Origin of the sequence: Streptomyces sp. NPDC006365 (genome assembly GCF_042870755.1) — a bacterium.
In the GTDB taxonomy this organism is placed as follows: Bacteria; Actinomycetota; Actinomycetes; order Streptomycetales; family Streptomycetaceae; genus Streptomyces; species Streptomyces xiangluensis.
This window is the reverse complement of record NZ_JBIAHS010000021.1, coordinates 25932-39693: the sequence shown is the minus strand read 5'-3', so window position 1 is coordinate 39693 and position 13762 is coordinate 25932. Positions and strand designations below refer to the sequence as shown.

Annotated in this window: 11 protein-coding genes; 3 read left to right on the top strand and 8 right to left on the bottom strand. The window is 69.8% G+C overall.

Annotation, left to right across the window (positions count from 1 at the left end; translation table 11 throughout):
- Positions 1-116: 116 nt before the first annotated feature.
- On the top strand, positions 117-839 hold the full coding sequence (locus tag ACFYO0_RS38345) for a lytic transglycosylase domain-containing protein (protein ID WP_388685721.1): 723 nt from the start codon (positions 117-119) through the stop codon (positions 837-839).
- A 125-nt stretch (positions 840-964) separates the two neighbouring features.
- Positions 965-2344, top strand: coding sequence for an AI-2E family transporter (locus ACFYO0_RS38340; RefSeq protein ID WP_388685719.1), 1380 nt, complete (start codon positions 965-967; stop codon positions 2342-2344).
- Positions 2345-2353: 9 nt separating this feature from the next.
- Here the strand turns inward: ACFYO0_RS38340 and ACFYO0_RS38335 are convergent, their stop codons facing one another.
- From ACFYO0_RS38335 to ACFYO0_RS38310, 6 genes are all read right to left on the bottom strand, one after another.
- Positions 2354-2887, bottom strand: a complete 534-nt coding sequence (locus ACFYO0_RS38335) for a carboxymuconolactone decarboxylase family protein (RefSeq protein WP_388685717.1) — start codon at positions 2885-2887, stop codon at positions 2354-2356.
- Between the two features lie 83 nt (positions 2888-2970).
- Positions 2971-5298: an ABC transporter permease gene (locus ACFYO0_RS38330; RefSeq protein ID WP_388685714.1), complete on the bottom strand. Its 2328-nt coding sequence runs from the start codon at positions 5296-5298 to the stop codon at positions 2971-2973.
- On the bottom strand, positions 5295-5981 hold the full coding sequence (locus tag ACFYO0_RS38325) for an ABC transporter ATP-binding protein (protein WP_388685712.1): 687 nt from the start codon (positions 5979-5981) through the stop codon (positions 5295-5297). Before ACFYO0_RS38325 ends, ACFYO0_RS38330 begins: the two co-directional genes overlap by 4 nt.
- Positions 5978-6502 (bottom strand): PadR family transcriptional regulator, encoded by a 525-nt coding sequence (locus ACFYO0_RS38320; protein ID WP_388685709.1) that lies wholly within the window; start codon positions 6500-6502, stop codon positions 5978-5980. Before ACFYO0_RS38320 ends, ACFYO0_RS38325 begins: the two co-directional genes overlap by 4 nt.
- A gap of 207 nt (positions 6503-6709) precedes the next feature.
- Entirely contained in the window at positions 6710-6958 is a 249-nt protein-coding gene (locus tag ACFYO0_RS38315; RefSeq protein ID WP_388685706.1) for a hypothetical protein, read from the bottom strand.
- Positions 6955-7887 carry an SPFH domain-containing protein gene (locus tag ACFYO0_RS38310; RefSeq protein WP_388685703.1) on the bottom strand — a complete coding sequence of 311 codons (933 nt, stop codon included), beginning with the start codon at positions 7885-7887 and terminating at the stop codon, positions 6955-6957. Before ACFYO0_RS38310 ends, ACFYO0_RS38315 begins: the two co-directional genes overlap by 4 nt.
- A 284-nt stretch (positions 7888-8171) precedes the next feature.
- On the opposite strand from ACFYO0_RS38310, the gene ACFYO0_RS38305 reads away from it, so the two are divergent.
- A complete protein-coding gene (locus ACFYO0_RS38305) occupies positions 8172-10490 on the top strand; it encodes a transglycosylase domain-containing protein (RefSeq protein WP_388685700.1) in 2319 nt (772 codons plus the stop codon).
- A gap of 76 nt (positions 10491-10566) precedes the next feature.
- Here ACFYO0_RS38305 and ACFYO0_RS38300 read toward each other — a convergent pair whose 3' ends face one another.
- Together ACFYO0_RS38300 and ACFYO0_RS38295 are read right to left on the bottom strand one after the other, a co-directional pair.
- Positions 10567-12690 carry a SpoIIE family protein phosphatase gene (locus ACFYO0_RS38300; RefSeq protein ID WP_388685697.1) on the bottom strand — a complete coding sequence of 708 codons (2124 nt, stop codon included), beginning with the start codon at positions 12688-12690 and terminating at the stop codon, positions 10567-10569.
- Positions 12691-13004: 314 nt separating this feature from the next.
- Positions 13005-13697: a DUF402 domain-containing protein gene (locus tag ACFYO0_RS38295; protein ID WP_388685695.1), complete on the bottom strand. Its 693-nt coding sequence runs from the start codon at positions 13695-13697 to the stop codon at positions 13005-13007.
- Between the last annotated feature and the right edge of the window lie 65 nt (positions 13698-13762).

Sequence of the window (13762 nt, the reverse complement as noted above, 5' to 3'; positions counted from 1 at the left end):
CACGCGGCGCTCCCCGCAAGGGAGTTGCCCACCGGGCCCGTGCCTCCCGTGACCCCGCAGTTGGGAGGCCAGCGTCAGGGGCACGATTGCGTCCGCCAGGGTCACCGCGGCGGGCGATGCTGGAAGGAAACCGTGTGAGCCGGATTTCGGTCCGGGGATTCGCAGTGGCCTCGGCCACCGCGGTCACCACTGTCGGCAGTGTCGTCGGTGTTGCCTCGGGTAATACCACGCAGATCCCGTCGGAAGACGCCGAGGCACTCGTCGGCAACTCGACGCTCCTCGCGGACATCCCCGCGGGCCAGCAGGCCCAGGTGCAGACCGCGTCCCTGACACAGCAGGCGGACTCTCAGGCCATCGCGGCGGACGCCACTGCCAAGAAGGACGCCGAGGCAGCCGCACGCAAGAAGGCCGCCGACAACGCGGTCGCCAAGCAGAAGGCAGCCGAGAAGGCCGCGCAGGAGGCGAAGGAGCGCGAGGAGGCCAAGCAGGAGGCCGCCAGCCGCTCCGCGACGCGTGACGCGTCCAGCTTCTCGCCCCAGAAGTCGTACAGCGTCGCGGATGTCCAGGCGATGGCACGGCAAATGGTTCCGGCGGACCAGTTCCAGTGCTTCAGCGACATCGTGGAACGCGAGTCGAGCTGGAACTACCAGGCTGACAACCCCACCTCCGACGCCTACGGTCTGATGCAGGCGCTGCCGGGCTCCAAGATGTCCTCGGCGGGTGCCGACTGGGCGACCAATCCGGCTACCCAGATCAAGTGGGGCCTCAGCTACATGGACGGCCGGTACGGCAGCCCGTGCGGCGCCTGGGAGTTCTGGCAGGCCAACAACTGGTACTGAGCCGGTCGTCCCTCAACCTTGTGGAGCCCCTCACCGTCCTTCGGTGAGGGGCTTCCGGCATGTACGGTCGGAGCCGAAAACTCCAGGGGGGAGTGGTGAACGGCTCAGGGGGACGAGGACGGATCATGTCGCGAGTGCCAGGGTGGCTCGGCCGGGTCGGTGCCGGGTTCACCCGCATGGGAGAGCGGCTGGAGGAGCGGCGTCGCGCTGAGGCCGAGAAGGACGTCCAGGAGGACTCCGAGTCGGCCGCTCCCGAGCTTGTGCCACCCCCGCCGCCTTACGCCCCTGCCGTGGCCCCTTCCCGCCCCGATCCCGCTGCGGCCGTGCCGTGGGGGATGCGGGTCGCCGCCGAGGCCGGCTGGCGGCTGCTCGTTCTCGCGGGCACCCTCTGGGTGCTGATGCGGATCATCAGCGCCGTACAGCTCGTCGTCCTCGCCTTCGTGGCCGCGCTGCTCATCACCGCGCTGCTCCAGCCCACGGTGGCCCGGCTGCAGCGGTACGGAGTGCCGCGCGGGCTTGCCACCGCGCTCACCGCGATCCTCGGCTTCGTCATCATGGGGCTCATCGGATGGTTCGTGACCTGGCAGGTCATGGAGAACATCGACAACCTGTCCGACGAGATCCAGGACGGCATCGACGAACTGCGCCGCTGGCTGCTCAACAGCCCCTTCCACGTCACCGAGGACCAGATCAACGACATCGCGCGGAACCTGCGCGAGGCAATCAGCGCCAACACCGAGGAGATCACCTCGGCGGGCCTCGAAGGCGTCACGGTCATCGTCGAGGCGCTGACCGGCATCCTCCTGACGATGTTCTCGACGCTGTTCCTGCTCTACGACGGCAAGCGCATCTGGCAGTGGACGCTCAAGCTCGTCCCGGCCGCCGCCCGTCCCGGCGTTGCGGGCGCGGGCCCGCGGGCATGGCGGACGCTCACCGCCTACGTCCGCGGCACGGTGCTGGTGGCGTTGATCGACGCCGTCTTCATCGGCCTCGGCATCTTCTTCCTCGATGTCCCGATGGCTGTTCCGCTCGCCGTGTTCATCTTTCTGTTCGCGTTCATCCCGCTCGTGGGTGCCGTCGTGTCGGGTGCGCTTGCGGTGGTGGTCGCGCTGGTGACGCAGGGCGTCTTCACGGCGGTCATGACCCTGGTCGTCGTCCTGGCAGTCCAGCAGATCGAGGGCCATATCCTCCAGCCCTTCATCCTGGGGCGCGCGGTCCGCGTCCATCCCCTCGCGGTGGTGCTGGCGGTCGCGGCGGGCGGCCTGGTCGCGGGGATCGGCGGCGCGGTGGTCGCGGTGCCGCTGGTCGCCGTGACGAACACGGTGGTCGGCTACCTGCGCGCGCACTCCCGTGAGGCGTCACTACGGCACTCTCCGGCGCCGCACGGGGCCACGGCGACGGACGCGGCGCCGGGGGCCGGTCCTGCGCCGGAGGCGGGCCCGGCTTCGACTTCGGCTCCGCCTTCAGTGGAGGCGCCGCCTTCGGACAAGCCGTTACCGACGTAGCCCCTGCGGCTACTCCGCCAGCACGGCCTCCGCGTCCAGCGTGACCGCTACGGCCTGGATCACTGCCGCAATCTTGAACGCCTCCTGGATCGTCGCGCGGTCGACTCCCGCCCTGCGGAGTGCCCGCTCGTGGGAGTCGAGGCAGTCGCCGCAGCCGTTGACGGCGGACACGGCGAGGGACCAGAACTCGTGGTCGGTCCTGTCGACACCCGGGTGGCCGAGGACGTTCGTACGCAGGCCTGCCCGCAGGTTCCGGTACTCCGGGTCGGAGAGGAGATGCCGTGTGCGATGGAAGACGTTGGTCATCGCCATGGTCGCGGCGGCGGACTTGGCGGCCGTGTACGCCTCGGGAGAGAGCTTCGCCGCGGCGTCCTCGGCCAGCTCACGCAGCACACGGGGCGAGCGCGAGGCGATCGCGCAGGCCAGCACCGTTCCCCACAGCCGCTGCTGAGGCAGCTTGCTGTCGCCGATCACGGTTTCGAGGTTCCGCCGCAGATCCTTGGCGTAGTCGGGGATCGCGGACTTCAGCGCTTCGATAGCCATGCAGCACCACTATGCCGGAGGGGCTGATCTTCAGCCCCTCCGGCGTCTGAGGACTCGGGTCCAGGGTGCGGAGCCCCCTGTTGCTACTCCGTGCGCAGCCCCTCCGGCCGCATCAGCCGCAGCAGGGGCGGCAGGCTGAAGAATGTCACCACGAGGACGACTCCCGCGCCGATGCCCGTCATCGCGAGGACGCTCGGCCAGTCGACGCGTACCGGGGTGTTCGTCATCTTCAGCAGGACGGCGCCGAGGGTCAGGCCCACCGCCGAGGCGAGAGCCAGGCCGAGTGCGATCGGGATCGCGGTCTGCCACAGCACCGACAGGCTCAGCGTGCGGCGCCGGGTGCCGAAGGCGACCAGGGCGGACAGAAGCCTCTTGCGCTCGCGCAGCTGCTCCAGCTGGGAGACGAGCAGGCTCGCACCGATCAGCAGCAGGACGCAGGCCGCGCCGACGAACAGGCCGGTACGGATGGACTCGAAGCGCCGGGACTGCTTGGTCGCGGCCATGGTCGTGGAATCCGCGAGCGTGTCGAGCCGTGCCGCCGTGTTCCGTACGTACTCGCGGGCGTCCGGCACCGACGAGTCGAGCCCGACGTAGATCCCGCCGGTGAGGGTCGGCGCGGCCTTCGGCGGCAGGGCGCCCGGAGTGGCCAGGATGCCCTCTCGCGCCCAGCCCGTCGGGTCCTTGCCCTCTGGGGCCTCCCTGATGCCCTCGGGCATCGTCCAGACGACCTCCTTGCCCGGGGAGTCGGTGTACGACGGGTCTATGTAGAGCTTCCGGCCGGGCTTGGCCAACAGCGGCGCGGTCGTGTCGTATTCGACGTTCTTCATGACAAAGACGTCGCCGTCGCGGCACGAGGGCAGTTCGGCCACGTCGCGCAGCGCGGCGCAGTCGCCGACGGTCAGGTTCGCGAAGTTTTCGGGGTCCTTCCTCCGGTCGCCCACCCCACCGTCGGACAGGGCCAGCGTGTGCCGTACGCCCTTGGTCTGCTTCAACTGCCGGTCGGCCTCGCCAATGGGGACCTCCCTCGGCAGGCGAACCGTCATCTGGGCGCGTGAGACGTCCTGGCCCGTGTCCTTCGTATAGTCGCTGGAGACCCCGGAGAACACCATCTGCAGGGCGATCGCGCCGGCCACCGCCACCGCGATGCCGTTGACCATGCTTGCCGCCGTACCGCTGCTCAACTGCAGGCGTCGTACGGCCAGTTGCCAGGCCACCCCGCCGGAGCCGAGCCGCGCGACGACCGCCTCCACGATCCAGGGCAGCAGCGCGGTGATGCCGACCAGCAGCAGGATGACACCGGCGGTCACCATGTACTGGTTGAAGTCGCCGTTGTCCCTGCCTTGCCCGACCATCGGATAGAGCAGCCCGAGTCCGCCCAGCGGAAGCAGCAGCCGCCACCACAGCCGGCGCCGCGCGGGCCGGGCCGTGCGCACCACGCCGAGCGGCTCGATGACGACCCCGCGCAGCGCGAGCAGCGTCACCCCCACCGCGGCCGCCGGGACCGCGATGGCGACCAGCAGGGCGAGGGTGGGCGTCGGGTTGAGATAGCTCGGGAAGACGCTGATGTCGAAGAGCTCGACGGAGCCCGCTATCTGCCGGCCGATCAGGAAGAAGCCGGTGCCGAAGACCAGCCCGAGCAGCGCTCCCGCAAGGGCCTCGCCCGCGGCGATCCGCCGGGTCATCCGGCTGTCGGAGCCGACCAGGCGCAGTGCCGCGAGCCTGCGGTCGCGCCGTTCCCCGCCGAAGCGCACGGCCGCGGCGATGAAGACGCCGACCGGCATCAGCAGCACCACGAAGACCACGAGGACCAGCAGGAGGAGGACGGGGTCCATCCGCTCGGGCGGCGCCCCGGGCCGGAAGCTGTCGATACGCGAGACCGTGCCGCGGTCGACCTTGGAGGCGAGCCCGTCGGCGCCGGTGTAGAAGGCGAGTTCGGCCGAGCCGATCAGACCGCTCTCGCCGATGGTGCCGGTGATGCGGTACGGCAGCCGCTCGCGCAGCAGCTTGCCGTCCTGGGACTTCAGCAGCTCCTCCAGCGCCGGCGAGACCACCATCTCGCCCGGCGCCGGGAACTTCCCCAGCCCGGGCGGCAACGGCGCCCGGGCCCCCTCGGGATCCAACTGCCGCCCGCGGACGTTCCTTTCGCGGTACTCCGTGTCGACGTTGGCGGTGAGCAGCGTGTTGTCGGCCCGGGGAATGACGTCGGCGCTGAACGTGATGTCCGTGCGTGCGTACTCGCGGTCGCTCCGGACCTGCATCGCGTTCGGGATCGCCGTGGTGAGCAGCAGCAGCGCCACCCCCAGGCCGACGCCGACGGCGGTGAGCAGCACGCGCCCCCAGCCCTCACGCCCGCCGGTGAACGCGAACTTGAAGCCCATGCCGAGATCACGCGACCACTGACGCATGCTCATACGATGCGCTCCATGTCCCGGGACTTCCCGTCGCGTACGACGATCTCGCGGTCCGAGTACGCGGCGACGCGGGCCTCGTGAGTGACGAGGACGACGGCGGCGTTGGTGGAGCGGGCGGCGTCCGTGAGCAGGTCCATCACGCGCTCGCCGTTGAGGGAGTCGAGCGCGCCGGTGGGTTCGTCGGCGAACAGGACGCGCGGGCTGGTGACCAGTGCGCGGGCGACGGCGACGCGCTGCCCCTGGCCGCCGGAGACCTCACCGGGCCGCTTGCCCTTGAGGTCGTCGACCTCCAGGCGTTCCATCCACTGCAGGGCGGTGCGCTCCGCCGACTTGCGGCTGGTGCCGTTCAGACGCAGGGGCAGGGCGACGTTCTCCACGCAGGTCAACTCCGGTACGAGCTGGCCGAACTGGAAGACGAAGCCGAACTCCGAGCGCCTGAGCGCGCTGCGCCGGGCGTCGTTCATCGTCGCCATCTCCTGGCCGTTGTACGTGATCGAGCCCGAGTCGGGCGTCACGATCCCGGCGAGACAGTGGAGCAGGGTCGACTTGCCGGAGCCGGACGGGCCCATCACCGCGACGACCTCGCCGGGATGGATGGAGAACTCCGCGCCGTCGAGCGCGGTGGTCGGGCCGTACGTCTTCCGCAGGTCGACGGCGGCGAGCAGGGAACCCTCGGGGGTCATCGGATCACCGCCTCGGCGAGCTTGTCGAGGCGGGCGGCGGTGAGTTCCAGCCACCGCAGGTCGGCCTCGAGGTGGAAGAGCGCGTGGTCGCAGATCAGCTGGTCGGCGAGATCGCCCTTGCGTTTGCGGTCGGTGAGGATCCGCATCATGCGCAGATGCTCGGAGCGCTGCGCGTCGAGGATCTCGACGGCGTTGCGGTGCGTGAGCAGCGCGAGGACGACCTTGGTGTAGAGGGTCGACTGGAGGTACGGCTCCGGCTTCTCCGGCGTCGCGAGCCACCGCTGGACGTCCGTGACACCCGCCTCGGTGATCGCGTAGCGCTTCCGCTCCGGGCCGCCGCCCGCCTCTACGCCATCGACCTCCACGAGGCCGTTCTTCAGCAGCCGGGACATCGTCGAGTAGACCTGGCCGTAGTGCAGCGGCCGGTCGTGACCGAACTTGTCGTCGAAGGCCCGCTTCAGGTCGTAACCGTGACGCGGTCCCGACTCCAGGAGCCCCAGAAGGGTGTGACCGATTGACATGCGGAGCACTCTACACACGGCGTATACACCGCGTGTATACGCGCCGTGTGTAGATCGCGGCGGGGCGTACGGGAGCGCAGGTCGGGGGCGATTGTCACGGTTCTGCTACACGAGTGGGGCCGGGCGCGATCAGCCCGTTGTGGGGGAGTTTGGGGACGAGGCGGCCAGGCCGATGCGGGGGTCTGGGGGGCGAAGCCCCGGGGGCGCCTACTCCTCCGGCTCCCCGGCAGCCGGCGGTCGACCCCGGCGAGGTATCGGTCCAGCCCCGCCGGGCAGGCGCCCGGCCTCCGCGAGCGCCCGCCGCAGCAGGAACTCGATCTGCGCGTTGGTGGAACGGAGTTCGTCACCGGCCCACCGCGCCAGCGCCTCGTACACGAGCGGGTCCAGCCGCAGCAGCACCTGCTTGCGCTGCTGCGGCCGTCGCTTGGGGGCCGGGCCCTCTGAAGGCGTCGTCACTGGTAGAGGGACCCGGTGTTCACGACCGGCTGGGCGGCACGGTCGCCGCACAGGACGACCATCAGGTTCGACACCATCGCCGCCTTCCGCTCGGAGTCCAGCTCGACGATGTCCTGCTCGGCGATCCGGGCGAGCGCGGCCTCGACCATGCCGACCGCTCCGTCCACGATCTGCCGCCGCGCGGCCACGACCGCACCGGCCTGCTGCCGCTGGAGCATGGCCGAGGCGATCTCGGGTGCGTATGCGAGGTGGGTGAAGCGCGACTCGATGATCTGCACCCCGGCAGCCTCCACGCGCGCGTGCAACTCGACGGCGAGCTTCTCGGTGATCTCCTCCGCGTTGCCGCGCAGCGACAGGCCTTCCTCGTCGTGCGCGTCATAGGGGTACTCGATCGCGATGTGCCGCACCGCCGCCTCGGTCTGCGTGGCGACGAACTCCAGGAACTCATCCACCTCGAAGGTGGCCTGTGCGGTGTCCTCGACCTTCCACACCACGACCGCGGCGAGCTCGATGGGGTTGCCGTAGGCATCGTTGACCTTGAGGACGGCGGTCTCGTGGTTGCGTACACGCGTCGAGATCTTCGTGCGCGAGGTCAGCGGGTTCACCCAGCGCAGCCCGTCCTCGCGGATCGTGCCCCGGTAACGGCCGAAGAGCTGGACGACGCGGGCCTCGCCCGGCGCCACCGTGTTCAGGCCGCACATGGCGATGAAGGCCGCGAGGGCGGTCAGGATGCCGAGGACGATCAGCGCCGGCTTGGCGCCGCCGGTCACCACCGCCCCCGTAATGATCAGCCCGATCCCGAGGAGCAGGCCCAACAGTCCGAGCAGAAGAGCGAGTCCGCCGCCGATGCTGTGCGCGGCGAATTCGCGCACCTGCGGCGCGGGCATCTCGGGTGCGTCGGTGGTGGCTGTCGTGCCGTCGGTGGACATGAGTGGTTCCCCCCGTTTGAGTCCTGCTGCCTGTTTGTTCGCCTAGCTTAGTTCTATCTAAGTGATATCACTTTACCCTGTCATGGCAACCTTCCAACCCTTTCGGCCGTCGATTCCTTTGGGGTCGGTGTTTACGGGTGCTGATTGTCACGTCCGGAAAAGGCCGGATCGGCCGTCCTATGTCACAACGCGTGGTGTTAGTTTGCTGAGCTGACTTCAACGGCGAACCTGTGTGACGCGTGAGTTGAACGGACACTGAAGGCGAAGCGGAGCGGATCGGACCCATGGGAAGAGCGGAAGAGAGACGGGCGCGGCAGGGCGGTGGCCGCCGCCGTGCTGCCCCGAAGGACTCCGCCGAGCGCAGCGGCATACGCCGGTTGTTCACCTGGAAGAAGGTCCTGGGCTCGTTCTTCGGCCTCTGCCTGCTCGGTATGGCCGCCTTCGTCGTGATGTATCTGGTCATCGACGTGCCCAAGGGCAGCGCGGCCGCGGCGGCCGCGCGGCAACAGAGCAACGTCTACCAGTACAGCGACGGCACGATCATGGCCCGCACGGGCAAGGTCAACCGAGAGATCGTGGACCTCGCCGAGGTCCCCAAGCCCGTCCAGAAGGCCTTCGTCGCCGCCGAGAACAAGTCCTTCTACAAGGACGCCGGCGTCGACTTCAAGGGCACCACCCGCGGTCTCATCAACACCCTCTCCGGCAAGGGCAAGCAGGGTGGTTCGACGATCACCCAGCAGTACGTCAAGAACTACTACCTCGACCAGGACCAGACCGTCACCCGCAAGCTCAAGGAACTGGTCATCTCGCTGAAGGTGGACCGCACGACGTCCAAGGACGACATCCTCGCGGGGTACATCAACACCAGCTACTACGGCCGCAACGCCTACGGCATCCAGGCCGCCGCCCAGGCGTACTACCGCGTCGACGCAAGCAAACTGACGGTGGAACAGGGCGCCTATCTCGCCGCGGTGTTGCAGGCCCCGAGCCAGTACGACTGGGCGGCCGCGACGCCCACCGGCAGGGAACTCGTCAAGCAACGCTGGGCATACGTACTGAACAACATGGTCGAAGAGAACTGGCTCGACTCCGCCAAGCGCGACGGCATGAAGTTCCCCGAGCCCAAGGAGCCGAAGGGCGCGCCGGGCCTGGAAGGCCAGAGGGGCTATCTGGTGGAGGCGGCCAACAGGCAGCTGGAGCGTCAGCTCATCGCTCAGGGCACGGCCACCGACGTGGACGACGCCAGGGCGAAGGTCGACGCGGGCGGCTGGACCGTCACGCTGAACGTCGACAAGAAGAAGCAGGCGCAGCTCGAGAAGGCTGTCAAGACGCAGCTCACCAGTAAACTGGACGCCAAGAAGCGCAAGGTCGACGCCGACGTCCAGGCCGGAGCCGTCTCCGTCGACCCGAAGACGGGCAGGGTCGTCGCGTTGTACGGCGGTGTCGATTACCTCAAGCACTACACGAACAATGCGACCCGCCGCGACTACCAGCCCGCCTCCACCTTCAAGCCGATGATCCTCGCCGCAGCCGTGGAGGAGGAAGCCGAGACGCAGGACGGCACGCCGATCACGGCGGACACCATCTACGACGGCACCAGCAAACGCCCCGTCACGGACAACGGCAAGAAGGTCGGGTTCGCGCCCCCGAACGAGGACGACGTCGACTACGGCGACGTCACCGTGCAGGCGGCGATGAACAAGTCCATCAACTCCGTCTTCGCGCAGATGGGCGTCGACGTCGGCATGGAACAGGTCATGAAGACCGCGGGCGATCTCGGCATGGACACCGCGGACCTGCAGGCCGTGCCGGCGCAGACCCTCGGCTCGATGGGGGCGAGCCCGATGGAGATGGCCGGGGCGTACGCGACCCTCGCCAACCACGGCAAGAAGGTCACCCCGACCATGATCAAGTCGGTCGAACACAAGGACCGTACGGTCGAGATCCCGGACGCCATCGGCGACCAGGTCATCAGCCGCGAGGCCGCCGACACGGTCACGTCGGTCCTCACCGGGGTGGTCGACGACGGTACGGCCAAGACGTCGGTGCGCGACAACCCGGCCCGTGACGGCCAGCAGGTCGCGGGCAAGACGGGTACGTCCGACAAGAACAGGTCGGCCTGGTTCACCGGCTACACGCCGAACCTGGTCACCTCGGTCGGCATGTTCGGCGAGGACGACAAGCCCCCGCACGCACAGGTGACACTGCAGGGTGCCACCGGCCTCCTGCCGGGCAAGGGCCGGGTCGCCGGTGGTAGTTACCCCGCTCAGATCTGGGCGGCGTACACCTTCAACGCGATGGGCGACGTCAGCAAGTTCGACCTGGAGACCGAGCAGGGCTCGGGCGTCCAGCCGACGTTCACCCCGCCGCCGACGGAGGAGCCGACGGAGCCGACGGAGGAGCCGACGACCGAGGAGCCAGCGAAGCAGCCCCCGACCCAGGAGGAGCCGCCGACGCAGGAGCCGACGGAGGAGCCGCCGACGCAGGAACCGACGGAAGAGCCGCCGACGCAGGAGCCCACCGAACAGCCGACGGACCCGATCGAGCCCCCCGAGGACGGAGGCGGCGAGGGCGACGCGGATCAGGGCCCGGTGGTCCCGTAGCGAAACAGAGCCCCGCGCCTCTTCAAGAGGCGCGGGGCTTCGAGCACTTGGCGAACGGCGGTTGCCGCCCGAGCGGTCAGCCTCGGTTCAGTTCGAACCAGACCACCTTGCCCGTACTGAGCCGTGTCGCGCCCCACCGCCTGGCCAGCCTGTTCACCAGGTACAGCCCGCGTCCGCCCTCGTCCGTGGCGCGCGCCTGGCGCAGCCGTGGCAGCTGGGGCACGTCGTCGCCGACCTCGCAGCGCAGTACGTCCGTGCGCAGCAGGCGCAGGGAGACGGGCCGTGAGGCGTAGCGCACGGCGTTGGTGACGACCTCGCTGACGAGCAGCTCCACGGAGTCGCTCATGTCCTCCATGTCCCAGCGGGACAGTGCGCGCCGGGCGAGGCGCCTGGCTTTGCCCGGTGCCGTCTCCTCGGGGTCCAGATGCCAGACCGCGACATCGCTGGGCGCGATGCCGTCGAAGCGGGCGGCGAGCAACGCGATGTCGTCGTCCCGGTCGCCCGGGCCGAGCATGTCGAGGACCTCGTCGCACAGCGCCTCCAGCGGCGGCGAGTGGTCCGCACCGGTCAACTGGGCGGTGGCGGCGAGCTTTTCCCGCAGCTGCTCTATCCCGGTCCACACATCACGCAGCCGGGACTCGACAAGACCGTCGGTGTAGAGCAGCAGCGTGGCCCCGGCGGGTGCGTCCAGCTCGACCGCCTCGAAGTCCACACCTCCTACGCCGATGGGGGCACCCGGCGGCACTCGCAGCACCTCGGCCCGGCCGCCCAGGTGCAGCAGAACCGGCGGAGGATGGCCGGCGTTGGCGATGGTGATCCGGTGCGCGACGGGGTCGTAGACGGCGTACAGACAGGTCGCCATGCGATCCGTGCCCAGCCGCTGGGCCTGCTCGTCGAGGTGGTGCAGCACCTCCTGCGGCGGCAGATCGAGCCCGGCGAGGGTCTGTGCGGTCGTGCGCAGCTGGCCCATGATGGCCGCCGACGTCATGGAGTGGCCCATCACGTCGCCGACGACGAGGGCGACCCGGCTGCCGGGAAGCGGAATCGCGTCATACCAGTCGCCGCCGACCCGCGCCGTCTCGGCCGCCGGCAGGTAGCGCGAGGCGAGCCGCACACCCGTCGGACGCGGCAGTGTCTCGGGCAGCATCGTGCGCTGCAACTCGTCGGCGATGTACGCCTCGCGGCCGTACAGCACCGCCTTGTCGATGCCGAGCGCGCTGTGCGTGGCGAGTTGGGCCGCGACGAGCAGATCGTCGGCCTCGAAGGCCGGCCGGTCGGGGCGGCGCAGGAAGAGCGCGGCTCCGATCACGCGTCTGCGACCGCGCAGCGGGGCGAGGATCGCGCGCTGGCCGCCCGGAACGGTCAGTTCCTCGCCGATCAGCTCGGGCAGCGCGGCGCGCGCCGCGGGCGCGTCCGCGAAGACCGGCCGTACGCCGCGCAGCACCTCCGCGAGCGCGCCGCCGGGCCGCACCTCGCACAGCTCGGAGGTCGCGCCGAGGTCGGGCTCGCTCTGGAGCGCGGGCAGCAGGAAGCCCTCGGTGTCCCGGTCCTCCGGGATCCGGTCCGTACGCCGCAGCCGCAGTACGACGGGCCCGGTGGGCCGCTCGTCGCCGACCGGCAGCGGATCGCGCAGATAGACGAGGATCGCGTCCGAGTAGGTCGGCACGGTGGCCCGGCACAGGCCCATCACGATCTCGTCGAGGTCTATGCCGCGGGCGATCCGCCGGGTGGCGGCCCCCACGAAACGCAGCCGGTCGCCGTCACGCCGCATGGGCATGGGCGTACCGGGCGCCGGGCCCTGCCCCTTACGGCGGTCCGGCACGGCGTGCGCCTCCGACTGCGCCGGAATGGACCCCGGCACCGGGCGCGGCCGGTGCGGATCGGGTTCGGCGGCCGACGGCTGGGAGTGCTCGGGACCCGCGGGCGCGGGCTTCCCGGCCGGGCCGTGACCATCGGAGGTAGCGGGCTTGCCGTGGCTGCCCGCGGGCGTGCCGGTGGCGGCACAGCGGGCTTCGGCGGGAGCGGGGGAGCCCAGCGGACCGCCCTGTGGCGGTAAAGCCGTGGAGCTGGAGTCCTGAGCCGACGGATCCGGGGTACGCAGCAGCGCCCCGCGGGGGTCCGCGGGGACAGTGGGCCCGGCAGCTCCTGGCTGGTGGCCCTCGTGGGAGGTGGGGTGCTCCGTCACGCGTGTCGAATCCATCCGTCCGGGGCTGCGCGCCATGCGTGCGGTTCGTCCCGCAGGAATGCCGATACCCGGATTACGTGTCCCAGGAACGGAATTCCCGCGTGCTCAGACAGCCTCTCAGGGCCGGGCCCGGCCGGCGACGCCGACAGGGACAGCCCGTCCAGCCGTTTCCCAGCCGTACGACCGTACCTCTCGTACCCCTCGCTCACGTCCTGCCGCCCCTCGGTGACGTATGGTCAAGCCCAGCGCATGCTACGGAAGTTGTTGCTGCTGCTCAGCACTTGCGGAGGACGATCCTACGGTTGTACCACGGGGGCGCAACAAGGGTCTCATGTGGACACGTGGGTGGGCGTACGGTCCCAGTCCTCCGGCAACGATGGCACGGACCAGGCCGGATCCGGGCGCCAGTGCTGCCAGCCGTCCGAGAACGGCGGGCCCCAGGCGCGGATCACCTCTACCGCGGACCGCCCTGCCTCCCGTACGTCTTCGGCCAGTTGAAGATCCATCAGACCGTCCCGCTGGGCCTGTGCGAACTCGTCCTCGTCGCGCCAGCCCCAAGTCCGGTCCGCATACACGCAGATGTCCAGGAAGTGGTCCTCGGAGTCGACCCCACCGGCCCATCTGACCAGTGGTTCCTCCAAGTTGACGTACCAGTTCTTGAACTTCCAGCCCGGCTCCCAGAACAGCCACACCGACCACGCCTCACCAGGCCGCGCCAGCTTCAGCACGCCCGTGCCGAACCAGCGGTCGCGCTGTACGGTCCGCGGCCTGGTGTAGCGCGACTCCAGCGGCTCCGCATGCAGAGGCGTGCCGTCGGCGAGCACCGGCTTCACGCACTCGGTGCCGGGGGCCATCCATACGGCGAGCAGCTCGGCATCGTCCCGCACGACGGTCACGGGACGGCAGATATGGACACGCGCGCCGGCGTTCTCCCGGTACCGCCACAGGATCTGACTCCCGGGCGCCCAGAACGCCGCCGTTCCGCCCGCCTGCACGTCCGCCACCGCTCCGCCCTCTGTCATGGCCAGATTTTAGGTGCCCAGGACATACGACGCTGCGGTTCGCGTCACGGTTCGCGCGCCGCGGG